Annotated in this window: 22 protein-coding genes and 1 pseudogene; 21 read left to right on the top strand and 2 right to left on the bottom strand. The window is 41.8% G+C overall.

Features of this window, described 5'->3' with window-relative positions; genetic code table 11:
- Positions 1-188: 188 nt before the first annotated feature.
- The 3 genes from KFT32_RS15770 (at position 189) to KFT32_RS15760 (ending at position 2,998) form a co-directional block, all read left to right on the top strand.
- Entirely contained in the window at positions 189-1,118 is a 930-nt protein-coding gene (locus KFT32_RS15770; RefSeq protein ID WP_481856344.1) for a VanW family protein, read from the top strand.
- A gap of 299 nt (positions 1,119-1,417) precedes the next feature.
- Complete coding sequence (locus KFT32_RS15765) at positions 1,418-1,984, top strand: DUF4256 domain-containing protein (RefSeq protein ID WP_211748187.1); 567 nt, start codon at positions 1,418-1,420, stop codon at positions 1,982-1,984.
- A 252-nt stretch (positions 1,985-2,236) separates the two neighbouring features.
- On the top strand, positions 2,237-2,998 hold the full coding sequence (locus KFT32_RS15760) for a kanamycin nucleotidyltransferase C-terminal domain-containing protein (protein ID WP_211748186.1): 762 nt from the start codon (positions 2,237-2,239) through the stop codon (positions 2,996-2,998).
- Between the two features lie 268 nt (positions 2,999-3,266).
- On the opposite strand, the pseudogene KFT32_RS15755 reads toward KFT32_RS15760, so the two are convergent.
- A pseudogene (locus KFT32_RS15755) lies at positions 3,267-3,566 on the bottom strand (serine hydrolase); the annotation flags it as partial.
- A gap of 268 nt (positions 3,567-3,834) precedes the next feature.
- Here KFT32_RS15755 and fabZ point away from each other — a divergent pair.
- From fabZ to KFT32_RS15730, 5 genes are all read left to right on the top strand, one after another.
- The gene (gene fabZ / locus KFT32_RS15750; RefSeq protein WP_211748184.1) at positions 3,835-4,275 is read left to right on the top strand and encodes a 3-hydroxyacyl-ACP dehydratase FabZ; all 441 of its coding nucleotides are present in this window, start codon (positions 3,835-3,837) and stop codon (positions 4,273-4,275) included.
- 127 nt (positions 4,276-4,402) lie between these two features.
- Positions 4,403-4,669, top strand: a complete 267-nt coding sequence (locus tag KFT32_RS15745; protein ID WP_211748183.1) for a hypothetical protein — start codon at positions 4,403-4,405, stop codon at positions 4,667-4,669.
- Positions 4,670-4,797: 128 nt separating this feature from the next.
- Positions 4,798-5,253 carry a DinB family protein gene (locus tag KFT32_RS15740; RefSeq protein WP_211748182.1) on the top strand — a complete coding sequence of 152 codons (456 nt, stop codon included), beginning with the start codon at positions 4,798-4,800 and terminating at the stop codon, positions 5,251-5,253.
- Positions 5,254-5,840: 587 nt separating this feature from the next.
- Entirely contained in the window at positions 5,841-6,188 is a 348-nt protein-coding gene (locus KFT32_RS15735) for a hypothetical protein (protein WP_211748181.1), read from the top strand.
- A 360-nt stretch (positions 6,189-6,548) separates the two neighbouring features.
- On the top strand, positions 6,549-7,121 hold the full coding sequence (locus tag KFT32_RS15730; protein WP_211748180.1) for a hypothetical protein: 573 nt from the start codon (positions 6,549-6,551) through the stop codon (positions 7,119-7,121).
- Between the two features lie 66 nt (positions 7,122-7,187).
- Here KFT32_RS15730 and KFT32_RS15725 read toward each other — a convergent pair whose 3' ends face one another.
- Positions 7,188-8,075 (bottom strand): AraC family transcriptional regulator, encoded by an 888-nt coding sequence (locus KFT32_RS15725; RefSeq protein WP_211748179.1) that lies wholly within the window; start codon positions 8,073-8,075, stop codon positions 7,188-7,190.
- A 169-nt stretch (positions 8,076-8,244) separates the two neighbouring features.
- Here KFT32_RS15725 and KFT32_RS15720 point away from each other — a divergent pair, with 169 nt between their 5' ends.
- The 13 genes from KFT32_RS15720 to KFT32_RS15660 all read left to right on the top strand — a co-directional run bounded on the left by KFT32_RS15720 (position 8,245) and on the right by KFT32_RS15660 (position 25,110).
- Positions 8,245-11,040 (top strand): glycoside hydrolase family 38 N-terminal domain-containing protein, encoded by a 2,796-nt coding sequence (locus KFT32_RS15720; protein WP_211748178.1) that lies wholly within the window; start codon positions 8,245-8,247, stop codon positions 11,038-11,040.
- A gap of 418 nt (positions 11,041-11,458) precedes the next feature.
- Positions 11,459-11,677 carry a hypothetical protein gene (locus tag KFT32_RS15715; protein WP_211748177.1) on the top strand — a complete coding sequence of 73 codons (219 nt, stop codon included), beginning with the start codon at positions 11,459-11,461 and terminating at the stop codon, positions 11,675-11,677.
- 382 nt (positions 11,678-12,059) lie between these two features.
- Positions 12,060-12,914, top strand: a complete 855-nt coding sequence (locus tag KFT32_RS15710; RefSeq protein ID WP_211748176.1) for a copper amine oxidase N-terminal domain-containing protein — start codon at positions 12,060-12,062, stop codon at positions 12,912-12,914.
- 284 nt (positions 12,915-13,198) lie between these two features.
- Positions 13,199-13,723: a hypothetical protein gene (locus KFT32_RS15705; RefSeq protein WP_211748175.1), complete on the top strand. Its 525-nt coding sequence runs from the start codon at positions 13,199-13,201 to the stop codon at positions 13,721-13,723.
- Between the two features lie 161 nt (positions 13,724-13,884).
- On the top strand, positions 13,885-15,411 hold the full coding sequence (locus KFT32_RS15700) for a response regulator transcription factor (protein WP_211748174.1): 1,527 nt from the start codon (positions 13,885-13,887) through the stop codon (positions 15,409-15,411).
- 43 nt (positions 15,412-15,454) lie between these two features.
- Complete coding sequence (locus KFT32_RS15695) at positions 15,455-17,278, top strand: sensor histidine kinase (RefSeq protein WP_211748173.1); 1,824 nt, start codon at positions 15,455-15,457, stop codon at positions 17,276-17,278.
- The gene (locus KFT32_RS15690) at positions 17,268-18,809 is read left to right on the top strand and encodes a response regulator (protein ID WP_211748172.1); all 1,542 of its coding nucleotides are present in this window, start codon (positions 17,268-17,270) and stop codon (positions 18,807-18,809) included. The genes KFT32_RS15695 and KFT32_RS15690 overlap by 11 nt, the downstream gene beginning before the upstream one ends.
- Positions 18,810-18,981: 172 nt before the next feature.
- Positions 18,982-20,664: an ABC transporter substrate-binding protein gene (locus KFT32_RS15685; protein ID WP_211748171.1), complete on the top strand. Its 1,683-nt coding sequence runs from the start codon at positions 18,982-18,984 to the stop codon at positions 20,662-20,664.
- Between the two features lie 136 nt (positions 20,665-20,800).
- Positions 20,801-21,766, top strand: coding sequence for an ABC transporter permease (locus KFT32_RS15680; protein WP_211748170.1), 966 nt, complete (start codon positions 20,801-20,803; stop codon positions 21,764-21,766).
- Positions 21,766-22,719, top strand: a complete 954-nt coding sequence (locus tag KFT32_RS15675; protein ID WP_211748169.1) for a carbohydrate ABC transporter permease — start codon at positions 21,766-21,768, stop codon at positions 22,717-22,719. The genes KFT32_RS15680 and KFT32_RS15675 overlap by 1 nt, the downstream gene beginning before the upstream one ends.
- 120 nt (positions 22,720-22,839) lie before the next feature.
- Positions 22,840-23,055, top strand: coding sequence for a hypothetical protein (locus KFT32_RS15670; RefSeq protein ID WP_211748168.1), 216 nt, complete (start codon positions 22,840-22,842; stop codon positions 23,053-23,055).
- Complete coding sequence (locus tag KFT32_RS15665) at positions 23,012-24,034, top strand: endo-1,4-beta-xylanase (RefSeq protein ID WP_211748167.1); 1,023 nt, start codon at positions 23,012-23,014, stop codon at positions 24,032-24,034. The genes KFT32_RS15670 and KFT32_RS15665 overlap by 44 nt, the downstream gene beginning before the upstream one ends.
- A gap of 89 nt (positions 24,035-24,123) precedes the next feature.
- Positions 24,124-25,110 carry a glycoside hydrolase family 43 protein gene (locus KFT32_RS15660; protein ID WP_211748235.1) on the top strand — a complete coding sequence of 329 codons (987 nt, stop codon included), beginning with the start codon at positions 24,124-24,126 and terminating at the stop codon, positions 25,108-25,110.
- Positions 25,111-25,167: the final 57 nt, after the last annotated feature.

Below are 25,167 nucleotides of genomic sequence, written 5' to 3'. Positions count from 1 at the left end.
TATAGTCTATTATGAGAAAAGATGATAATTGAATAGAAGCAAGAGCAGCTGTTAAAACCGAGTTTTAGCGTACAAACGCGAGAACGGCCGTCTCTGTTGCATATGCATGATTTTTTTAAAAGGTTACCATAATACCAGAAGGACAAATATGGAATATGGAATCTTTTGGGGAAGGAGGCGAATGCAATTTGAAATGGTTATCGATCATGGGTCTGTTTGGACTACTCATGATGCAGGCGAACCCGGCGGATCTGCTGACGGTCACCCAAGATGGAAACTCGCTGAGTACGATTGATCGAAGCGAATATAATCTTGGGGTGTTTCCGCTCCTGAACATGGATACCTACGACCAGTGGGCGGATCAACTAGATCGAATAAGCATGAAAAAGGCAGAAAACGCGCGAATCGCGCCGGATGGCCAGATTGTGGAGGGTCGCAACGGATATCGCTTAGATCGGCGGAAAATGATGATATTATTCTACGACTATTACTATGGAAAAGGAGCGGCGACGATCGAGGTGCCGACTTACAAGCTATATCCCAAAGTAGATGCTGAAGTGCTGTCTTCGATCCGAACGAAGCCGATCGGGTATTACGTTACTTATTTTAATTCTAATAACACAAACCGGTCGCACAACATTGACTTGGCCGCCAAGGCAATTGACAGCGCAGTGGTTTTTCCCGGAGAGTCATTTTCATTCAACGAGGTTGTCGGCATGAGAACTGTCGATAAAGGCTATAAACGAGCGGGCGTCATCGTCAGGGGCGAGCTTTCCGAGGGAGTGGGAGGCGGCATATGCCAAGTATCCTCCACTTTGTTCAATGCGATTGACAGAGCAGGGCTACAGATCGTGAAGCGGTATTCCCACAGCCGGAACGTGCCTTACGTTTTGACTGGGCGGGATGCAACCGTCAGCTGGGGCGGACCGGATTTTGTGTTCCAGAATGTCTATAATCAGCCGATCCTGATTCGGGCTTACAGCAGCGGCGGTCGAATCGCCGTTTCTGTTTATTCCTCAGATCTTATCGAATATCAGCCGCGACACGTACCAAGCATGTCCAAGCAGATTCCTGAAGAGACCGTAGATCGACGGGAGACCTCCGTTAACGGAGAATAATAGAACTCCTTTTATGAGGGATATTTTACAATATCAATTACCGGTGCTGAAGCAAAGAGGAACGTTGAAAATCTTTCTACAAGCGGTCTGTATCTTCAAAATAGCCAAATTACACCAAATACTATTGACAATGCAGTCACACTAGAACTTTACTTATGTAATGTAGGGTCAAAAGAAGACGATGTGGAACTTTATTCAAGAACAATACCGCCGGGGCTGCTTATTATTATTTGGTCGACTATAAAATTATTACAGGCGAAAATTAACCCATTAGTTTCCATGATATGAGGAGGATTAGTATGAATATTGAAAATCAGGAGTTGTCACCCGAACAACGTGAAGAAATACTCGGAACATTGAAAACCCGTTTTGAGAAAAACATAGATCGCCATGAAGGAATTGAATGGGCGGCAGTAAAAGCAAAACTGGAACTTAATGCTGGAAAACTGTGGTCGCTTTATGAAATGGAAAGAACCGGTGGGGAACCGGATGTTATTTTTTATGATAAAGAGGCGGGCGAATACATTTTTTATGATTGTTCAGCAGAAAGTCCTAAAGGCCGCAGAAGTGTTTGTTACGATCGGAAAGCGTTGGAGTCAAGGAAACAACACAAACCGCAAAACAGCGCTATGGATATGGCCGCTGACATGGGGATTGAGATTTTGACTGAAGGACAATACCAGGAGCTACAAAGACTTGGGAATTTCGATACCAAAACATCGAGCTGGGTGAAAACTCCTGACAATATTAGACAACTCGGTGGTGCTATCTTTTGTGATCGTCGCTACGACACTGTCTTTGTGTACCACAATGGAGCAGATTCTTACTATGGTGCCAGGGGTTTCCGTGGCTTACTAAGAGTCTGAATTGGTAAACCATGAATTTAGAACTTATTCGTAGTCTGTAAGACGACAAAAACATAATCTCATTAGAAGTCGCCTATATGGTAGCTTTTTTATTTTAGGGATCAAGTTCTTGTCACAAGCTGAGGACAAGAACATGGTCCTATTACCGATTAGACTTATATCTAATTTATAATTTCTTGCTTATTAAGCTAACGGGCAGATTAGTTTAAGGGATGATAGAATAAAGGGAATCACGATAAAAGGAGGACTGACATGTTGCCTTTTCCAGCTGAAACTAGTCGCAAAGAAAAATTGGATTTTATAAATGAGATAAAGAACAAGTTACTAGATAAATACGATGAGGACATTGAGGCAATCGGTATCTATGGTTCAGTTGCTCAAGAAAAAGAGGGGCCTTATTCAGATATAGAATTGCACGTAATTAGTAGAGATGGATCGAGTATGCCTAGCCGTGAATTAATTTGTCATCCGTTTAAATTAGAGATTTCTACAAAGCAGAAATCAGAATGGTTAGATCAAGCAAGCACGGTGGACGATGGATGGGCGATTAAAATGGGTAGTTTCATACATATTACCTCCTTGTATGATCCAAATGGAATATTTAATAAGGCGAAAGAGGTTTCACTCTCAGTACCCGAAGAAGCATTTAGAGAAGTAATAGCAGAATTTATGGTTTGGGAACCGTACGAAACTATGGGCAAGATTCGAAATGCCCGAATTTCCAATAACCTCTCTTATCTGCCTCGTGCAGTTTTTGATTTCACATGGCAAATTGCAAAATTGATTGGATTGTTGAATAAACAATATTACACTAGTAGATCCGTGACACTGGAAGAATCCATAGAAAAACCAATCAAGCCAGAAGGATATGCTGAGTTAGCAAAAAAAGTAATAAGTGGTGAGCTGTCTGACAAGGAAGAACTTTATCTACTTTGTGAAAACTTGTGGTTTGGTTTGAATAATTTGCTTGAAGAACTAGGAATTGAATACCGAAGCGATATTTTAGAACTTTGAAAGTGTATTATAAAAATTACCTAAAGCATAGAACTATCGGAAAACGATATCTCAATAAACAAGAAGAGACGGCAAACCAGTATGAATGGTGCCGTCTTTTCAACTGATCGGAATTTATGCCTCAGTGAAATGCGATGTTTACAATGAGCAATCCAATTGCTTCAAAAGCTGAAGTGTATTGGGGTCCCACCTACAAAACGCGAATTTCGTACGCTAAGGAAATCGGTTATAAAAAAAGAAACTGGTACTCTTAAATAATTTATTTCCATTACTTGTTGTTTGGAGTAGAATTAAAAACATTCATTACTACCTTTGTTGCCTGTGCAATGAGTTGATCATTATAAGTTGCATCCTGTTTATCGCGACTGGATAGTATTGCAAGAACGATTGGTTCTCTGTTAGAAGGCCAAATAATTTCAATGTCATTGCGTGTTCTGTAACCTCCCCCGCCAGTTTTATCACCAACTTCCCACCCTGTGGGAACTCCTGCACGTATTAAATTATCTCCAGTTGTATTTCTCTTCAACCAATCAACTAGCATAGTTTGTTTTTCATGTGACAACTTCGTAGAGAACATAATCGTTTAGGATTTAACATACAATTATGCTTATTAAGATATCTTGGATGTGAATTTCACTTCATTATTTTGTCGGAGGACAAGAACTTGTACCCTTTGCAATAAAGGACAAGAAGATGGTCCTATTACCGGTTAGACCAATATCTAATTATTTTTCAACAGCTATTTCATGAAGCTAACGGGCAGGATAGTATAATAATGGCTGATTTCTCCAAATGACGTTAGAATGGTTATAGGCCAATACTAGAGGAGGAAATCCATGCTTGATATTAATCAAATTAAAGAGCTTATTCCCCATAGATTTCCCTTTCTTTTGGTCGATAGAATCTTAGAAATTGTTGAGGGAAAGAAAGCCGTTGGAATCAAAAATGTGACTTTCAATGAACCATATTTCCTTGGTCACTTTCCCGGTTATCCTGTCATGCCTGGAGTCTTGATTGTAGAAGCACTGGCACAGGTGGGTGGTATCGCTATGTCCAACGTAGAGAGCAATAACCATAAGATAGGGTTACTGACTGGTATTGATAATTGTCGGTTCAAAAAGCAAGTAAAACCTGGGGATCAACTCCATCTTGAATTCGAAGTGACCCGAACCAAGGGACAGATTGTCAAAAGAACAGGCATCGCAATGGTAAACAATGAATTGGTTTGTGAAGCAGAAATAATGTTTGCATTTAATTCTATTGAGGCATTCAACTAGCCGGTAACGTCAGTTCAATAATAACAAGTAAGCAGCCGCTCAAACGACCGGTTGCTTTTTCTTTAAGCTAACGGGCAGGTTAATTGAACAAATGAATGGGAGGATTTTTTTAGAGGGAGAGATGGTTTTGAAAGAGAATAAACAAGCTTTGTACTTCAATATGATTTTGGGTACAATTGGAAACATACTTATTGCTTTAGTTACAATGAGGTATCTGGTTAAAGAATATGATGTTATAGGATACGCAATTACACTTTTTGGTTTTGTATTAACTACTAGTTATATCAGTTACTTAGAAAAAAAAGCAGGAATAAGTAAAAAATTCACTTGGATTAGAACTATTATTGCAACGTTAAGTTTACTTATTTCTGCTTTATATTTCTTTTATTACTAGTTATTTCTGATTGAACTAACGAGAAACGTTAGTTGAAGGCAGCCGCTCAGATTGGTCTGCTACCTTAATTAAACTAACGGATAACAGTAAGTTCAAGTAATCGATGAGACGAAGAGGGGGAAACCGAAATGAAGACGATCAAGTGCATGATGGACCACCTGTACTGGGCGGACGGACGCATCTTGGACGCGCTCGAGGAGAGTGAGACGAAGAACAAGGACCTTCTGAAGCTGGTTCGGCACGTCGCGGTAGCGGAACGAGTCTGGCTTTCCCGATTGCAGGGCAAGGGCAGCGCGCAATATTCTTTGTGGGAGGAAGCGGAAGACCTGACGGCGATCCGGACAATGTTCGAAGAAAACGCCCAGCAATATCGCGTCTATATCGAAGGGTTCGAGGAATCCGAGTTGGACGAGATGATCGACTATACGAACCAGAGCGGGGTTCCGTTCCGAACGTCCGTCCGGGACATCCTGTTACAGGTCCTCTTACATGGGCAATATCACCGGGGACAGATCAACCGAGCACTTCGGATCGAATCGTCAGAGCCTGTCCAAGTCGATTACATCACGTTCGCGAGGCTCTAACGGGGCCTAATAATCACCATTACTAGGAATGGGATTGGCATTGAACTAACGGGAAACAGTAGTTGAATAACACAAGTAGCAGCTGGTCAATGCGATCGGCTGCTTTTTTCATTAAGCTAACGGGCAGGTTAGTTTATCTATTTCATTGAATTACAATAAATGTATATTGATCTGTATAATAACACTAATGGTCTTATAAGAGGTGAGCAGATAATAAACCTTTGTAGCGAAGACAAGGAAAAGATTAATGACGTTGCAAATCTATTACTTAAAGGTTTTAAAGAAGCTTGGAATAACATGGAGGAGTGTTTACATGAAGTGGAAGAAACGCTGCAAGAAGACCGAATAAGTAGAGTAGCCGTATCTACTGACGGAAAGGTGCTGATATATGACTTTGAAAATTGGAAGAGGTATTAATAGTGTTAAAAAGCGTTATTCTAAGTTGAACAAAATCAAATTTGGCTGAAAATGAATCTAAAAAATTCCCTGAACCAAATTACCTTTTTCTGTGATTTCAATCTACACTTGTTATACTTTATAACTAAAGAAGTTAATTCACTCTTGATTTGGTGATTCGGAGGTGAATTATGAATAATATGATAAAACCTTTACTGATTGTTCTATTAAGTGTATTCTCTATTATTGGATGTAGCGAAGATACCAAAATCTGGAATGGTCAAAGTGAAAATTGGAATGCTACTTTTCAAGGTGATGGAGTATTTACAATAAGATATATAGGTGATGAAGTGAGCGTCGAGAATATTTCATTTCTATTCAATACTGATACGGGTCTAAAAGCAGATGGTAATTTTGAAGATTTGGGATCAAGAAATTTAATTAAAGCCCAAGTAGTTACAGATAATGTTATTAGTAATGGGCCTATACTTCTAACAATTGAATGGAACAATAAAAAAGAGGAACTGACTTTAGAGTGAGGCATTAAAATAAAAACAACCCTAGCCATAGTTAGGATAGGGTTGTTTTGTATATTTTGAGCTAATCCTTTTCAACTAAGCTCTACGAACACTAGCTTCAAACTAGCTATAATTCCTTGATGCCCTTAGATTACGATAAATATGAAGAAGCTGGTGAAGAATTGTGGAATGCTCTATTAATAATGGTTCCGAGAGAATACATAAATAATTTCAAGAATAGCGCAAGTCGAATCACATTCACATAGCTGCTGCTATTAGTTCTACGTATCTTCACTTTAAACTAAAATATGCCGATATTTTCTCTGTACCACAAAGTAGTAATTTATAAATAATATATCACTTCAAGTGTGGAGGATTTTCATGGAGAACTTTGCAGTAATTTTGATTTTTCTATCTTTACTAGGAATGTCTTTAGCTCTTACTGGGATGATCAAGGGAAGTATAAAGTTCCTGCGTGTAAAAGGAAGAAGAAATAGTTTTATTGTTTTGATTGCAAGTTTTGTCTTACTTTTAATCGGGGTGTCCTCATTACCAGCAGAGAGCAGTCAGACAGAGGGTACCTCAACATCTACATTGGAGATAGTTATGGCTTTGAGTATAGGTATAATAATGTTTATTGTATTTTTGTTACCAGTTTACTTTATTGTTTCTTATCTTGTTAAATGGCATAAAAAGTCTATGAATTCGCCACGTATGCAAGCATTCGAAAAGCAGAGAGCAGAAATTCGACGTTTTCAACAGTTTGAAAGAATTCGGATTAAGAATGATAGGAGGGAATGGGAGCGTAGGGAGCGGAAGCGAGCCAAGAAGCAAACACCGCCACCTACTCCGGTACATTATCACGAACATCATGATCATGACCATCATTACCATGATCACGACCCTTATGATGACTCTTCCTCAAATAATGACTCTGGAAATGATAGAAGCTAATATTAATTCAGAAAGTATAAACACTTAAAGACCACATACATTGTGGTCTTTTTGGGCTGTTCTGTTCTAATTACTTGGAGTTATTCTAAAACGAGCTGGAGGAGGGAGATCAAAGCGTTTAAAGACTTGATACATATAGTAGTGGCTAGAAAAACCGCAAGCAGCGGCAATAGCTTCAATGCTCAGAGTAGAATGACTCAGCAAGTGTTTAGCTTGCAAGACCTTGTAAAGTAATAGTTTTTCATGAAAGGTGCAGTCAAAATGTTTTTTCATAATCCGATTAATCTGTTTAGGGCTAAGGAAGATCAGCTTAGACAAATCATCTATCGTAGGAGAAAGGTGATAGTTGTTTTCTATAAAATTAATAATACGGGACACACGCACATCACTTTGCGGATTTGATACATGAGACTGATCGAGTGTGGTGATTACTGAACGAAACAAACTTATCACTAACAGGAATAATAGTGGTTGAATTTGCAAGGAAAACCCCGGAAGCTTAAGCGACGTTTCTTTAATTATAGAATCAAATAACCCCATAGCTCCATAGTTATCTTGGAAAGTGCGAGGGTAGGTAGCGGAGAGAACATTGATGAAAAATTCTGTATCTTCGGATGAAAGAAAGTAAGTGGAATCCGGTGTATCCGATAAACGAATTTTACATTGCAAACAGTACTCCACCAATGGATCTTCAGGATCAGATACCTGCTGATGTGTTACATAAGGTCCCGTGATATAAAAATCTCCTTCTTGAAAAGGAAGGGTTGACCCTTCGATCGAAACTGTGCCTTTCCCCGATTTAATCATATGAAATTCAAAGTATGTATGAAAGTGAGCTTCTTTTTCCCAATGCGGTCCAGCATCCAAAACGGCGGCATCCAGCACTTTGATCTGAAGTCCACTAAGGCTAATGGTGAAATTTTTAGCAGTCAGATAACTTATGATTTTCTCCATCAGTGTCCCTCTCTATGTCGTTATTTCTCAATCGAATGTCCAGTAGGCTTAAAGACTCTTCAATCAAGCTATTGTACACTATATTCTACGAAACCCCCAAAGTGTAACTGCTCATAAAATCAAGACAGCCCATTCGAAATTTAGAATAACATCATAGGAGGAACAAGCTATGCTAGAGAAATTAACCTATCGATTAAAAAATAAAAAGCTGACGTATCAAGAAGACCGTGTTATGACACAAATGAAGTATGCCACCCTTTTGTCGGCAAGAAGAGAGGGTGCATTTGATGATCTTATTGAATCAGTAGAGAAGGATTTGGTAGAGGGGTTTGACGTACACGGGGCGATCACCAATGATTTAGTCCGAGAGATGGAGCAAAAGCTCATGCCGCTTCAAAAAGAAGCCAAGCAGTTTGAAATGCTATGTGTGTCTCATGCACATATTGATATGAATTGGCAGTGGGGCTGGGATGAAACCGTTGGTGTTACTTTGGATACATTTAGAACGATGTTACAAATCATGAGAGAGTATGAAGACTTTACGTTTTCACAAGATCAAGGTTCGCTCTATGAAATTGTAGAAACCTATGATACGGAAATGTTAGAAGAGATTAAACAGAGAGTGACAGAAGGCAGGTGGGAGGTTACAGCATCTACTTGGGTTGAGGCAGATAAAAATATGCCAAGTGGAGAGAGTCAAACGAGACAATTGTTATATACGAAAAAATACTTATCTCAACTGTTTAATCAGCCTTTAGATTCATACAATATTGATTTCGAGCCAGATACATTTGGACATAGCATCAATACCCCGGAGATTCTTACAAGAGCCGGCGTGAAGTATTACTACCATTGTAGAGGGCGCAAAGAAGGTCCCACACTGTATAGATGGAGAAGTCCTTCAGGAGCTGAAATCATCGTCAACTGGGAACCACAATTTTATAATGCATCGATTCAATCCGACATGTGTCTTTGTGTACCAGAATTAGCGGATCAAACTCATATTCCTTATGTATTAAAAGTCTATGGGGTTGGAGACCATGGGGGCGGACCAACAAGAAGGGATATCGAAAGAATTAAAGATGTATCCAAGTGGCCAATCTATCCTAAAGTGAGATTTTCAACCTATAGAGAATACTTTGCAATCGTTGAAAATTATAAAGATCAACTGCCTATTGAATATCAAGAACAGAATTTCATCTGTGATGGTTGCTATAGTTCTCAAAGCCGTATTAAAAAAGGAAATAAAGCTTCTGAAAATAGTTTGTACGAAGCAGAGCTCTTTAGTACATGGGCAGCTTTAACCCAAGGGGCGCGTTATCCAAAGCAAAGTTTTGAAAATGCTTGGAGAGACGTTTTATTTAATCAATTCCATGATATCTTAACAGGTTCAGGGGTAGATGCCACAAGAGATTATGCTTTAGGCCTTTATCAAGAGGTTGCAGCGACAGCAAACACTAGCCAAAAAATTGCCCTTCAAAAGATAGCTCAGCAGATCCATACGGCGGACCTTGTCGTAAGTGAGGAGGAGGATGAGCTTGGCTTGGCTTACGGTGCAGGTGCAGGATCTGCACAGTATGAAAACGGCACAGGCAAGAACCGAGTTTATCATGTGTTTAATCCAACGATGCAGGCCCGCCAAGAAGTCATTGAATTGATGATTTGGGAATGGCCCTATGACCACGAGCGTATGCTGTTTACCAATGAAAAAGGCGAAGTCATAACATACCAGGTTTTAGAAAAAGATTTTAATCACTATTGGGGACACAATTATTTAAAAGTGGCATTAGAAGTGGATGTTCCCGCATGTGGCTATGCAACATACATATTAACGGAACAAGCTCTTGATCACGTTAAAGTAAGTTATTGGCATGAAAAACGTATCCAAAATGAACCATGCTACACGCTTGAAAATGAGAAGATTAAAGTTGTATTTAATAGCTTAGACGGATCGATTGACTCCATGATTGATAAAGTCACAGGGAAAGAAATGATAGATACTACGAGAAAATCAGGGGTATTTAGATTAGTTGATGAGGCAGACCATAAAGAGATTACAGATGAGGGGACGGGTATGTCTTCCTGGTTTGTTGGACGCTATAAAAACATCCAATGGATTCATCAAAATCTCGAAATCACAAGTGAAACAGGTACATTAAGAAGCCATATTGCTTATGAGTTAAGTTTTAGAAATTCAAAGCTTAAAGTTAGAGTTTCATTAGATAGAGGTAGTAGTCATCTGGAGTTTAAGGTGGAATGTGATTGGCAAGAGGTGGGACGTGTTGGAAGAGGCGTACCTCAGCTGCAATTCTATATGCCGCTTCGTAATTCATGTGATACGTATCATTATGATGTTCCTTTTGGCAAAGTTATGCGTCAACCACTGGACATTGATCTTCCAGGGAATAACTATATCTATGGAGAAGGTAAGGAAGGATCAGCAGGTGTGATGCTCATGTCCAAAGTAGGTTATGGATTTAGAGGCGTAGACAACAGTCTTACTCTTACCTTACTGAGAGGCTCGTATGATCCGGATCCATGTCCAGAGTATGGAATCAATCATCTCGAATTTGGATTAGGGGTGATGCAATCCAGCAATTCTAAAGAGCTACATGACTATGTCCAAAAATATAACCACTCTATGACAGTAGTTACAGGGTTAAGACAACAAGGAAAACTGAATCCAAGACATACCTTTGTAACATTTGAGTCTCAGTCATCTGTGGTTTCTTGTATAAAAGGAGCAGAAGAAGGAGACCGAACTTTCATCGTGCGATTCTACGAGATGGAAGGGGAAATAGACACAATCACTTTGGTCTGCCCAGGACAAATCAAGCATGCCTATTGGACAGATAGCAATGAACAAAAGGTAGCACGTGAAGAAGAGCTAAGAGTTGAACATACAATATTAAAGATGGTCATCCAGCCTTATCAGATAGGTACAGTAAAAATAGTTCTTGACTAAACAAATATGATTCTGAACAAAGAAGTAGTTTTTAGCCCTGATTAGGCACAACTCCATGCAACATACCTGAGTTTCTCATCGGCACCCGTTGTATCTAAAATTCGAATTGGACAAGAGCGATTACATGGCTGAACTACTATAGCAATTTGAGGTCCAAACGAGGTGTTTATGGTGAAGATACTTTGCCAGAACGCCGGAATCATAGGAGAGCGTCCACAACGGTATGGGCGTTTTTTTCTTTTTCATGGTCAAACATTTGCTCGAACGGGAAACGTTAGTTCTATCTAACTCAGGAGAGCAGCTGGCAAGCGCTAGGCTGCTTTTTTATCGCATGATAAATCCAATAGCCACCTAGTCCTACAATCATGTACTGGAGCAAAACTTCAGGCAAAGAGAAATATATGAGGCTATTCACAATTTGGCGATCCCATCTTTTGAACAATTAGATAATGATACCTGGGATTTCGAGACGATGAAGGGTTTTCAGTTCTCGTATATGTTCGTGGAATTTGTTGTTCAGCAATATGGAATAGATGCTTTAAACAAATTGATCCGTGACCCTCAGGATTTTAATGGGATCGTTCAATGTTCTGAGGTGGAGTTGCATAAGAAAATGGTTGAATATATAAAAAAGTAACCGATACGAGAGTGTATTTAGCCCTGATAATGAATCGGGCTTTTTTTACATTTTTGTCGAGGGGCAAGAACATGTTCCGTTTACCGATTAGAAAAGTATCTAATCATTTCCGACCATTATTCATTAAGCTAACGGGCAGGATAGTTGAATAATACAGAAACGCGCCGGCAACAACTGGGTCCGGTTCTCTCATCAATTTACGAAAAATGAATAGTCTCGCCTTATTATTTCATTAGATTCGGAGAAGTCCTGTTACGAACTAGGTGAATTTAATACCGCGATTCAAACCAAATTTACTATAAATGAAGAAACTTTGTACATTAATCTTGCGTCTCTATACTAAATGCAGTGAATAATACAATTACCAAGGAGGTTAATCCATTTGAAATGGAAATCATTTCTTCTTTCTTTCATTGCTTTATTTTTTGTAGCGTCAACGGTACAAGCAGCCACACCTATATCACTAGTTATTAATGGCAATACAGCTAAAACAGACAGTGCTCCTTTTATTCAGAAAGGCACGACTTATGTTCCGTTGAGAAGTATTGAACAGATCGAAGGAATTATCATAAAAAGTTGGAACAACAAAACTAAAACACTTGTAGTTGCTGACCCTACTCAGCAAATGACGTTTCGTGTAAGTAATCAAAATGAACCAGGATCACCACTAATTAAAAATAATCGAGTAATGGTTCCTATTCGTTTTATCGCTGAAAATTTCAATAGTGATGTAGCTTGGAATTCCACTACAAAAACTGTTCATATAGCAAAGATAAATGACAAGACAAAAGCAGATTTGGGTTCAACGGACTTAACAACAGCCCGCGTTGCTTCGATTAATATTCCGAAAATTTCTACTCTAAAAGAACTTACTCCAGGAGGAAGCAGTGCCGGATCCTTTCAGTTACTTTTCCCTGAAGGACAATCAGACTCATTTTTTACGATAGAAAACGGAATTATCAATTATTACGAGGTTAAATCAAATGCAACTTGGCTTACATGGAGTGGAAAAATGGGCGGAAGTAAAAATATAATTTCGTTTCTACCCAACACTGGCATATCCAGTGAAGTAGGACAACGCCCTAAAACCAATGACCGGTTATTTTTCTATAACATCTCAGCACATTCAGGGCAGTCCCAGTATGGCTACATCTCTACTAATGGAAAAGAGACAATACTTGGAAGCAAAGATATGGATAGCTTAAATGATTTATATCCAATCGAGGTTGAAAACTAAGCAGATTGAATCAATGAGGCAGAATAGAGTTCTATAGCTCTATTCTGCCTCATTGATGTTACGCTGGAATAATGGTTGTCGATAGTGTACAGTTGAATAGCCCTAAAATTAGCACCATTTGGAGTAAGATTTTTATACGTGTACATGTATGTCCTATTGATCTGAATATCTCTAATTCTGTATTAAGCCAACGGGCAGAATAGTTTAGCTATTTCTGATAAAATTAAATTAATATAGATCTGTTCCAGAAGAGGAGAGGTTTATGTTGCTAAAGAAAAACAGCATTGTTATATTTCAATTATCGTAATCTTGATTGCATTGTTAGCATTTTTTCTATAGACAGGTCAAAAAAACTGTATGGAAATGATGAAGAATCCATAAAAAAAGTTATAACTTCTATTAAGGGTTACGAAAATGAATCGATCGAGATATTAAAGATACAAGATTTTTATGATGTAAGGATGGTTGGCTTTTTATCTAATAATAATCCTGCGTATATTCAATTTATTAAAAATCATAAGGGGAATTATGAATGGAGACATATAGAAAAAAGTCCAAATCAACCATTTGCTTCTTACCTAATTCAAGAGTCGAATAATGAAGCTGAATCTTTGTACTTTATGATTGTAACAAATGAAGCTAATAATATTGCTAAAATGCAGTTACGTGTAAACGAACAAGTAGTGGTACAACAGGAGTTTAACGTTAACCAGAAGTCTGTTACTTGGGTCGCCTTACCTAAATCAAAGGATGAAACCTATGCATTTAAATATAAATATTATGATAAGGATGGTAAGATAATTAAGTAGCGAGGCAAAAACGTTTATTCAACTAACGAGAAACGATATTACATAAGAACAAGCAAACAGCCACTCAAACGACCGGCTGTTTTTTCTTTAAGTTAACAGGGCAGTTATCTTCAATAAGTATCTATTCTAAGAGAAAATTCAATGGGAAGGGGAAAACATGAATGATGGATGTTTTATTGGTAGATGATGAGCCGTGGGTACTAGAGGGCTTGCGAACCATGGTCAACTGGGGAAAATACGGTTTTCGAATCTGCGGAGAGGCTGAGAACGGCAATGCCGCGTGGTCCATGATTGAGAGCCTTCAACCGGTTCTGGTGTTTACAGATATTCAGATGCCTTCCTTGAGTGGCCTTGAACTGATTGACCGTTCGATGCAAGTGCTCGCTAAACCACCGCGATTCGTCATATTAAGTGGATACGATAGCTTCGAATATGCGAAAACAGCGTTGGAACAGCGTGTCGATGATTATTTGCTCAAACCAATAGATGAAATTGAGATTGAAACCGTATTGGAACAAATGGGCCGTGAAATTCAGGAAGAGCTTGCTTCAGAAGAATTGCGTCAACGAAAGCGTGCCTTATATGTAAATTGTTTGTTCAACCGATTGCTTCAGGGCGAAGACAGCAGTGAAATGGAAGCGGAAGTGGAAGGAATGCTGCAAATGGAAGGTCACGAGAACATAGCCTGCCTTCTGATTGAAACAGATACCGGCAAAGAGGATCTGCAAGCTCGGATGCACGGTCTTGCTGGGGCCCATTGGTCCGAACCCTTTACGGATGCCGAAGGAAGGATTGGCGTATTCGCCGCTGAAATAGAGGATTCTCTTAAACTGCTTGAAACATTGGGGAGAAGTCTGTTTGAGATGTACTTTGCTCATACGTCAATTATTGTAGCATTCGGACATCATTCAGGCGGAGTAGGAGCTATGAGGTCAGCGTATGAAAAAGCGTTATCCGCGCTAAAATGGAAGCGTTATCATAAAGAGGGAGGTATCGTCCATCATCAGGATTTGCCACAGAATGATGGCCTGTCGGGTGTGAATCAAAAAGCTTTGACGAACCTGATGAAAACAATTCTGTTCGGCGAACAGGACGGGTTGGAAATAAAGGTGCAAGCGCTGCTTACTAAACCAGACTCAGGACTGCCTGTGTCGAATATTGAATACGTCAGGGTTCAATTGCTTGCCCTTGAGATGGGTGTTCTTAAGCAACTGAGGGAGTTGGATGGGGATGTGAACAGCTTTATGCTTCATGTTCAAAATATGTCAGGCGGCATTACCAGAATTGACTCATATCCTGCGTTTCGGGAATATGCACTCAATTTAAGCCTCCAAGCTTTGAAGTCGTTGCAGGAACAGCGAAAAGAAAAGGAATGCAACACGATTTTTCGAGTAGTGCAGTATGTCAATCAGGAGTTCCGGGGGAAGTTGCAGCTTCAGGAGCTTGCACAGAAATTTCATATGAATGCCAATTATTTGGGGCAAGCATTCAAGCAGCAGACCGGCAAGGCATTTCGGGAGTATTTGAATGATAAACGGATTGAAGAGGCGAAGCGGCTATTGCGCCAAAGCCGTTTCAGCATTGCAGATGTAGCAGTGAATTCAGGGTATCACAATGCCGACTATTTTGTAAGTCAGTTCAAGCGAATGACAGGCATGGCTCCTTCTGCATACAGAAAACAACAATGAATCCGACTTAAAAAGTAACGAATGAAGGATGGAGATAGCAAAAATGTTTAGAAAATTCCGATTTCGTAGCATCGTGAACGATATTCCTTTGAACTACAAGTTTATGCTGATATATGTTATAGGGATTTTGCTTCCCATAATAGCGAGCAATTATTTGTTCATGGATCGTATGTCCGTGCTAATCAAGGAACGGGAGGAGCAAAATTTGCAAATATCGCTGGAGCGGGCGAGAAAGGACATCCATACCATGATTGACGGCGGCATTGCTGTCAGTCATGCCTTGATCACAGACAAGCTATTGTCCGAATCCATGGATCGGGTGTACGACGGCCAATTGGATTTCTACAGCACCTTTGATGAACAGCTTCGCCATCGTGTGACCTCTTATATTCCTGTGAACAACCAGATTCAGCGAATCGGCATCTACACCGACAATCCAACCATTGTGTCTGGAGGGGATTATTATTATCTGGACAGTTTGATGCGCTCCAGCACCTGGTTCAAGCAGTGGCAAGCGGCGGGGAAATCTCTGAGTGTACTTGCATATCGTGATCAGGCAGCCAATGATCAGGCTGCGACCTCTTCGTATTTTAGCGTGATTGAAAAAATGGACTATTACAATGCGGACAGCTCTTACCAGAAGCTGGTGCGTATTGATTTTTACCTCAATCGATTTTATGACGTGATCGCCAGAGAAAAGAGTTCATTGGATCTGTATCTGGTTAATTCCCAAGATCAAATCATCGTGTCAGCGGATGACAAGTATCAAGGCGAGGTGAGCAGCAATTATGCGTTGTTCGATATGAGCAAGGCGGCAGACAAAGACCTACATATCGTCCCGATTGGCAATGCAAGTTATGTGAAAGGCTGGAAGCTGATCGGCGTCCCCCAGGAAACGCGTGTCAAACAAGCAATGCTATCCATGCAGCTTTATTTCGGTATGTTAGCCGGGATCATTACTCTGATCACATCGATTTTCATCTATGTCATGCTGCGATCCTACAATTATCGGGTGAAGCGCTTGTCCAGACACATGCAGAAGGTGGGGAACGAGAAATTCCATCTGATCAACATTGACGGTGGGCAAGATGAGATTGGTCATTTGATCCGCAATTTCAATATGATGACCGCTCAGATCCACTCATTGATCAACAATGTGTACAAGCTGGAAATTCAGCAGCGGAGTCAGGAAGCCGAACGGATTCGCGCCGAGCTTAATTTATTGCAAAGCCAAATGAATCCCCATTTTTTATTTAATACCCTGAATGCTCTGCTTGTGGTCAGCACTAAGAACAATTATGTAGATGTCAAGGATATCATTAAGGACCTGTCCAAGCTCCTTCGCCGACTATTGAATTGGAAGGAAGATTTAGTCACCTTGGAAGAGGAAATGAGTTTTACAGTAATGTACTTGGGGATAGAGAAATTCCGTTTTCGGGACAAGTTTGAATATTACATTGACATCAAAGATGAGGCGGGGCAATATAAAATACCAAAAATGAGTATCCAGCAATTGGCAGAGAACGCCTGCAAACATGGCATACAGGCTATTGAGGGGCGTGGCATTGTGAATATTCGAGCTGAAGTCACGAGCGATCACCTTCGCGTAGTTGTATCCGATAATGGTAAGGGCATGGAAAAGGAGCGGCTTCAAGAGGTTCTGTACCATATGCGAAGCAAGGAGGAGAGCGGAGGAAGCAATATTGGCCTGCGCAACGTATATCGACGTCTCGAATTATATTATGACGATAAAGTGAATTTTAGCCTGGTGAGTAGAATGGGAGAAGGGACTGAGGTGTCCTTCGAAATTCCATTGCATCTGCTGGAACGCCAGGCTGAAAAAGGAGGTAGGGACAATGGCGTTTAAAGTGCTGTTGATTGATGATGAACCCTTGGCGCTCGAAGGCTTGCAGTTATGGATACCATGGGAAAGTCTTGGTTTCGAAGTGTGTGGGGCCTGCAGAAACGGTGCGGAAGGGTTGAAACGAATAGATGAGCTGGATCCGGATCTTGTCATGGTCGATATACATATGCCGGTTATGGATGGACTGGAGATGATTGAGGAATGTCGTCGTAGGGGCAACTGGTCAACCAAATTTATTATTCTCACTGGGTACAGCGATTTCAAATATGCGCGAAAGGCACTTAAATTCAGAGTTTCCCGTTATCTGCTCAAACCACTAGATGAGGAACAGGCGGTGTCCGAGATTAGCAGGATGGCTCAGGAACTGATCAAGGAGCAAGAACAGCATTATATTGGGCAGATTGCACAGAGAGAGCAAGAAATTTTAACGATGAAAGAGGCGCTGATGGGTAAAGTGCTATCCGTAGAAGCTGCTCATTTATTGGAATCCCTTTCCCGGTCAGCTGATGACTGGAATGTATGCCTGGTTCAGGTGTCTAGGGATGAGTACGGCCGATGGAGCAGCCTTGCTGCTGAGTTACTGTACGGATGGAATGCCATTTATATGATTCGGTTACGAAATGATCTTGTATCCATCGTATTTGGCGATGTTGCCTCTGCCCGTCAGGAAACGAGAGAAACTGTAAGAAAGCGATTGGAGGCACTGGCTCGCCATCTGGCGGGCTTTCATGCATTTATGGCGATTGGCTCAGCCGAATCCTCCCTTACTCGCATTAGCAATTCCCGAATAACAGCAGAGAAAGCGCTACTGCATGCCTTTTATGATGCGGAAAGGAACGGCATTATGGACTATGACGCGCTCAAGGACCACGCTTTTCAAAGGCTTTACAACCAGATAGAGCTGTCGGAGCGCATACTGGGGGCATTCCAGCTCATTGATCACGCCATCTATCGGTCCGTTGTTGAGTTTATTGAGCAATCCTTTCGGCAGACCCGGGTTCACCCGGATGAAGCTCGGAAATTCGTAATTTATCTTCTTCATGAAATTCGGGCGTATATGGGGGCTCAATTGACGGAGAATTCAGGAGATTCAAACCGTCTGTTCGAAATCCCGAATCTGGATGAAGCCCTTCTGACCTTTGATGATTTGATCGATATGCTGCAAGCGTGCGGCCGAGTCTGCTTCGAACTTTTGCTCAAGGATAACACCTACGAAGCGCACGGTATCGTACAGGATATCAACGATTATATTCATGTGCATTTCCGGGAGGGATTGACCATTAAGATGCTGGCGGAACGGTTCTTTCTGCATCCAGCCTACTTGGGACAACTGCTGATACGAAAAAATCGAATCGGCTTCAATGAACTGCTTCATAATTTGCGGATTGAGGAGGCTTGTCGGCTACTTCAAATGAATCAGTATAAAAATAGCGATGTCTCGGAAAAGGTTGGATACTCCAGTTACCATCATTTTTTAAAGCAGTTTGAGAAACGTATGGACATGTCTCCTAATGAATATAAGAAAAACGTCTAATCAAGTACCCTCAAAGAAGAAAGCACTGCGTATAGGTTATTAAAAGAAAACCTGAGCTTTTCTCGGAAAGACCTATAATTCGAATATAGTTTGCAATGGGAGTTAAATTTATAATGAAATTACAAAATGTAAAGGCTTTCAACATTGCGAGATAATAATTCGGAGGTGCTTTATGGGGGATAGAAAAAAACCGTTTTTCCGTATGGGAGCAACACTGTTGTTATCGCTGAGCGTTGCGTTAGCAGGCTGCTCAGGCGGCAGTGCAAGTGATCCAGACAGCGGCGATGCAAACAGTAAGGGCGGCGAGGTTGGGTCTGACAGTCCGATAGAAATCTCAGTATTCCTGAATGAAGCCGGACAGCAACCAACTGCAGACAACAAAATCTACAAAAAAATCAAAGATGAACTTGGTGTTACTTTCAAATTCGAATTTCTGGCCGGTGACAAAAACCAGAAGCTCGGCGTCATGATTGCCGGTGGAGATTATCCTGACCTGATCTCTGCGGATACCAAGCTGACGGCAGCCGGTTCGGTGATTCCGCTGGAAGACCTGATTGAGGAACACGCACCTAATCTGAAGAAGCATTATGAGAAGTACTGGAATCAGATGAAAGATCCTAATGATGGACATATCTACTATCTACCCAACTACGGTGCATACAACGGTGAAGTGTCCGACACCTATTACAGCGGCCCCGCTTTCTGGATTCAAAAAGCCGTATTGAAAGAATTTGGTTATCCGAAACTAAAAACGCTGGACGAATATTTTGACTTGATCGCGAAATACAAGGAAAAGTATCCAACCATTGACGGGAAGCCAACCATCGGTTTTGAGGTGCTGAACTATGACTGGAAAAACTGGGGTTTGCTGAACGCACCGCAACATTTGATCGGTCATCCGAATGATGGTGGTGTGGTTGTAAATGATGGCAAGGCGGAAATTTTTGCGGACAAGGATTATGCCAAAACGTATTATCAGAAGCTCAATGAAATCAATGCCCAAGGTTTGCTTGACAAGGAAGCATTTGCACAAAACTATGATCAGTACATGGCTAAATTGTCCAGTGGCGCAGTACTCGGTATGTTCGATCAGCACTGGAACTTCGGCAGCGCGGAGGATTCCTTGAGAACGCAAGATAAAATCGAACGAACTTATGTAGGATTTCCGCTTGTATATGACACCAACACGAAAGACTACTATCGTGACCGCGCAGCGCTGAATCTGAACAATGGTTTTGGCATTACCGTAAGTGCCAAAGATCCTGTAAAGATTATCAAAGTGCTTGACAAGCTAATTGAAGAAGATTGGCAAAAAACACTTACTTGGGGTATTGAGGATGAGGACTATTACGTCAATGACGAAGGACGTTTCATGAAAACGCAAGAACAGCGTGACAATGCATCGGATGCAGCCTGGAAGCTTACTAATAAAGCAGATGCTTTCTATGCAACTGCACCGAAGATGGAAGGATACTTCAGTGATGGGAATGCAACTTCGGCAAGCAACCAGCCGGAGGAATATCAAGCCAGTTTGAAGCCGTTTGACAAGGAAATTCTGGATGCTTATGGATTCAACAGCTATGTGGATTTCTTCAGTGATCCACCAGAAAATCCGGTTTATTACCCTGCATGGTCTGTCGATCTGGTAGAAGGATCCCCAGCCAAGATAGCAAGTACAAAGATGAATGAACTGTCTACTAAATATTTACCTAAAGCTATCCTGGCTAATACATCTGGATTTGATGGAGTTTGGAACGAATATGTTTCTGAGATTCAAAAACTGGACGTTAAGGCTTATGAAGATCGCATCAATGAAGTATTGCAGTGGAGAATTGATAACTGGTCTGTGAAATAGAACAATTGCCAACAGGAAGGAAACTATCCTTCCTGTTTTTCTGAAATATATTACTGGACGTCGGTCTGTCATCTTAGAAAATACGTCGACTGACGTTTTTCTTTTCATAATAAAGATGGATAGGGAGCTTGATATTATGGAGGAAATTGTAGTGGGCACCAAGCCGCTCAGCCCAAAGAAAAAACGGAAAAACAAGCGGATATCCTGGGAGATCATTAAAGAACAGAGACAGCTCATATGGATGTCTGTTCCTCTGCTTGTGTATATTATCACTTTTGCTTATGTGCCTGTCTGGGGTTGGACGATGGCTTTTCAGGATTATAAGCCTGCAAGAAGCTTCTCGGATCAAACTTGGGTCGGATTCAAACATTTTCAATTTTTGTTCACTGATGACAACTTTATGCGTGTGCTTCGCAATACGCTCGCCATGAGTATCATCAACCTAATATTAGGCTTTGTAACCGCTATTATTTTGGCTCTTCTTCTTAATGAAATCAAGAAGGTGGTGTGGAAGCGAACGGTGCAGACGATTTCCTATCTGCCCCACTTTTTATCATGGATTATCGTTACCGGCATCGTGGCCACATCGCTTGCTTCCGATGGCATTGTCAACGAAATTTTGATGACACTGAATTTTATAGATCAGCCTATTCTGTGGCTGACTGAAGGCAAGTATTTTTGGGGGATAGTAGCAAGCTCCCATATATGGAAGGAAGTGGGGTGGAACACAATAATTTATTTGGCAGCCATGTCCTCTATTGATCCGGCGTTGTATGAGGCATCCGATATTGATGGAGCTAATCGCTACCAAAAAATGTGGAATATCACTTTGCCGGGAATCAAGCCTACCATTGTCATCCTGCTGATTATGTCGATCGGACATATTCTGGATGCGGGTTTCGAGGTTCAGTATTTGCTTGGCAACGGCTTGGTTGTTGATTGGTCGGAAACGATTGATATCTTCGTGCTCAAATATGGGATTGCACAGGGCAACTATTCGCTCGCTACTGCAGGTGGGATATTCAAGACCGTAGTCAGCATTACCATGTTGCTCATTGCGAATTGGACCGCTAAGCGGCTTGGGGAAGAGAGGCTGTTATAATGATGAAAAAAACACCATTGTCTGGTTCAGGAAAAACAGCGGGAGTTTCTGTACGCCGTTCGGGAATCGGAAACATCGAACCAATCCTGTTTAATACCTTCAATACGATATTTATGATTTTCCTGGTCACTGTGACGTTGTACCCTTTTCTCAATACCATTGTGGTTTCGTTTAATGCAGGGAATGACACCATCCGTGGGGGATTATATTTGTGGCCTCGCGAGTTCACTATGCAGAATTACAAAGCCGTATTTGCTTCAGGCACGATTTATAACGCGTTTTTGATTTCCGTTGCACGTACTGTTCTTTCTACCGTGCTGAATATTTTCTTGACTACCATGCTGGCCTATACGCTGAGCCGGCGAGAATATGTTTTCCGCAAGCTGATTACCACTATTTTTGTGCTCACGATGTATTTCAACGCAGGGCTTATTCCAGGATATTTCCTGATGAAGGAACTCCATTTAATAAATTCGTTCTGGGTATATATCCTACCATCACTTATCAGTGCATTTAACCTCATCGTTATTCGTACCTATATTTATACCATTCCTGAGGCCTTGATCGAATCAGCGAAAATCGATGGTGCGGGAGATTTCAAAATTTTCTGGAAAGTCATTTTTCCGCTGTGCACACCCGTTCTTGCGACCATTGCGCTATTCGTTGCAGTAGGTGCGTGGAACACTTGGTTTGATGCTTTTCTGTACACGTCTTCTCGTCAAGAACTGAGCACACTGCAGTATGAATTGATGAAACTATTGTCCTCCAGCATGAATGCTAACAGTAATCCTTCGGTTGCTAACGGTGTGGGGATGGAGCATGCTACACAGGTGACGCCGATTTCTATACGGGCAGCGATTACGATCGTCGCCTCGGTACCGATTCTGCTAGTTTACCCGTTCATGCAAAAATACTTTGTCGTTGGACTTAATGTAGGGAGTGTGAAGGAATAGAAGCTATTGCTCCAGATTGAAGCGACAGAGAAGGAATACAAATTGGCTTGTTCTTAGGATGGACAGAACTGGTTAAGCTTGGGTTCAGGCTCGGCGGGTGCAATATCTCCGGAGGATTTTGTGCATAAAATGTGCTTCACCGGAGCGGTAGTCGGGCTATATTATGCCACCGGCAACGGACAAGCCGCGCGCCTGCAAGCTTCTGCTGGTCCGAGTATGGGATTTAGATTGCCGGCACTAGCGGCAGAAGCTACAAGTTTGACGGTGTTCAGCAATATAGAGGAGGGAAATCATGGACCTTTTGCGAGCAGAGGCCCCATTGAAGGCATTATATAAGGATGCTTTCCATATTGGAGCAGCAGTGAATCCGAGAACGATCGAAAGCCAGCGTTCATTGCTTGCATATCACTACAACAGCATAACGGCAGAAAATGAAATGAAATTCTCCAGCTTGCATCCGCAGGAGGATCAGTACACGTTCGAGGACGCAGACGTCATAGCTGCATTTGCCAGAGAGCAAGGCATGGCACTGCGCGGCCATACACTAGTCTGGCATAACCAGACACCGGATTGGCTTTTCGAGAATGAAAAAGGCGGTCTGGCGGAGAAGGAGGTATTGTTTGCACGGCTTCGCTCGCACATTCAGACTGTCGTTGGCAGATATAAGGACGTCGTCTATTGCTGGGATGTCGTTAATGAAGTCATATCGGATGATGAGAACGATGATAACTCATTTCTGCGACCTTCCAAATGGATGGATATCGCTGGAGAGTCTTTTATTGCTAAAGCGTTCGAATTCGCTCATGAAGCAGATCCGCAGGCGCTCTTGTTCTATAATGACTACAACGAGTCCAATCCGCATAAGCGGGAGCGTATCTATCGGCTCGTTCGTTCGCTGCTGGATCAAGGCATACCGATTCATGGCGTCGGTTTGCAGGCGCACTGGAACTTGTACGATCCGTCTCTGGACGAAATGCGTTCCGCGATTGAGCGGTATGCGCAGCTGGGCCTGCAAATTCAACTTACCGAACTGGATGTGTCGGTATTCCGCTTTGAAGACAGGCGTAAGGATTTGGTTCGTCCCACGAAGGAAATGTTAGAATTGCAAGACGAGAGATACGAATCCATTTTCCGTCTGCTTCTCAATTATCGTGAACACATCAGCGCTGTGACATTCTGGGGAGCAGCTGATGATTATACTTGGCTGGATGATTTCCCTGTCCGAGGACGGAAAAACTGGCCATTCTTGTTCGATGAGTTGCAGCGCCCCAAGGAAGCCTATCAGCGTGTTGCTCAATTAGTTACGCCCAAGTGAAGCATGAACTGATGAAGCATCATGAATCCGTTGTTGAACATATCGTAGAGATGGGCTCGATTGTATATCTTATGGAAGGAGTCATTGGGATGTCCAAATTAACTAACATGCATCAACCTTTAGTTACTCATATTTTCACTGCCGATCCATCAGCGCATGTGTTCGAGGATCGCATCTATATTTATCCTTCTCATGATCTGGATCACGACGGCCCAGTGAATGACAATGGTGATCAGTACAAAATGGAGGATTACCACGTTCTATCCATGGCTAACCCGGATACAACCGTGACGGATCATGGGGAAGCACTGCATGTGAGGGATGTGCCATGGGCGTCGCGTCAGATGTGGGCGCCGGATGCCGCATTCAAAAATGGCATGTATTACCTATTTTTCCCTGCGAGGGACAATGAAGGGATTTTCCGCATCGGCGTGGCTACATCTCCCTCCCCGTCGGGTCCGTTCAAGCCGGAGGATCAGTACATTCAAGGAAGCTTCAGCATTGATCCTGCTGTCTTCATTGACGAGGATGAACAGGCCTACATGCTATTTGGCGGGCTGTGGGGTGGACAATTAGAGAAGTGGCAGACAGGTAGTTATGTGGAACATGCAGAAGGCCCTGCTCCGGATGAGCCGGCGCTCGGTCCTAGAATCGCGAAGCTGAGCGAGGATATGCTCTCATTGGCTTCTAAGGCGATGGAGATTCTCATCGTGGACCAGAAAGGAAATCCGCTGACTGCAGGCAATGAAGATTGCAGATATTTCGAAGGGCCATGGATGCACAAGTATAAAGGTAAATATTATCTATCTTATTCCACGGGAACGACGCACAAGCTGGTGTATGCTACCAGCGACAGCCCAGTGGGACCCTACACGTTCCAGGGCACAATTTTACCACCGGTCATTGGTTGGACAACGCATCATTCCATTGTTCAATTTCGGGAAAAGTGGTACCTGTTTTATCATGATTGTTCCCTTTCTGGAGGCATCGACTACAAACGCTGCGTAAAATTCGCCGAGCTGACGTACAATTCAGACGGCACCATTCGTATGATTGATCCCTATCCAGAGAAGTAACGAGGTTGAAGGAACTGCCTGGATGACGGTCTCGTCTATAAAGCCTCTGATGTGCCC

The sequence above is a fragment of the Paenibacillus sp. Marseille-Q4541 genome, assembly GCF_018310695.1.
Lineage (GTDB): Bacteria > Bacillota > Bacilli > Paenibacillales > Paenibacillaceae > Paenibacillus.
The sequence above is the reverse complement of the archived record's forward strand: the minus strand, read 5'-3'. Positions and strand labels throughout refer to the sequence as shown.

Excerpts from the sequence above, each read along its gene's own strand:
- KFT32_RS15690 (WP_211748172.1), top strand. The coding sequence starts at position 17,268 with ATGGCGTTTAAAGTGCTGTTGATTGATGATGAACCCTTGGCGCTCGAA.
- KFT32_RS15730 (WP_211748180.1), top strand. The coding sequence starts at position 6,549 with ATGGAGAACTTTGCAGTAATTTTGATTTTTCTATCTTTACTAGGAATG.
- KFT32_RS15735 (WP_211748181.1), top strand. The coding sequence starts at position 5,841 with ATGAATAATATGATAAAACCTTTACTGATTGTTCTATTAAGTGTATTC.
- KFT32_RS15765 (WP_211748187.1), top strand. The coding sequence starts at position 1,418 with ATGAATATTGAAAATCAGGAGTTGTCACCCGAACAACGTGAAGAAATA.
- KFT32_RS15695 (WP_211748173.1), top strand. The coding sequence starts at position 15,455 with ATGTTTAGAAAATTCCGATTTCGTAGCATCGTGAACGATATTCCTTTG.
- KFT32_RS15720 (WP_211748178.1), top strand. The coding sequence starts at position 8,245 with ATGCTAGAGAAATTAACCTATCGATTAAAAAATAAAAAGCTGACGTAT.
- KFT32_RS15675 (WP_211748169.1), top strand. The coding sequence starts at position 21,766 with ATGATGAAAAAAACACCATTGTCTGGTTCAGGAAAAACAGCGGGAGTT.
- KFT32_RS15680 (WP_211748170.1), top strand. The coding sequence starts at position 20,801 with ATGGAGGAAATTGTAGTGGGCACCAAGCCGCTCAGCCCAAAGAAAAAA.
- KFT32_RS15685 (WP_211748171.1), top strand. The coding sequence starts at position 18,982 with ATGGGGGATAGAAAAAAACCGTTTTTCCGTATGGGAGCAACACTGTTG.
- KFT32_RS15725 (WP_211748179.1), bottom strand. The coding sequence starts at position 8,075 with ATGGAGAAAATCATAAGTTATCTGACTGCTAAAAATTTCACCATTAGC.
- KFT32_RS15660 (WP_211748235.1), top strand. The coding sequence starts at position 24,124 with ATGTCCAAATTAACTAACATGCATCAACCTTTAGTTACTCATATTTTC.
- KFT32_RS15740 (WP_211748182.1), top strand. The coding sequence starts at position 4,798 with ATGAAGACGATCAAGTGCATGATGGACCACCTGTACTGGGCGGACGGA.
- fabZ (WP_211748184.1), top strand. The coding sequence starts at position 3,835 with ATGCTTGATATTAATCAAATTAAAGAGCTTATTCCCCATAGATTTCCC.
- KFT32_RS15760 (WP_211748186.1), top strand. The coding sequence starts at position 2,237 with ATGTTGCCTTTTCCAGCTGAAACTAGTCGCAAAGAAAAATTGGATTTT.
- KFT32_RS15665 (WP_211748167.1), top strand. The coding sequence starts at position 23,012 with ATGGACCTTTTGCGAGCAGAGGCCCCATTGAAGGCATTATATAAGGAT.
- KFT32_RS15700 (WP_211748174.1), top strand. The coding sequence starts at position 13,885 with ATGATGGATGTTTTATTGGTAGATGATGAGCCGTGGGTACTAGAGGGC.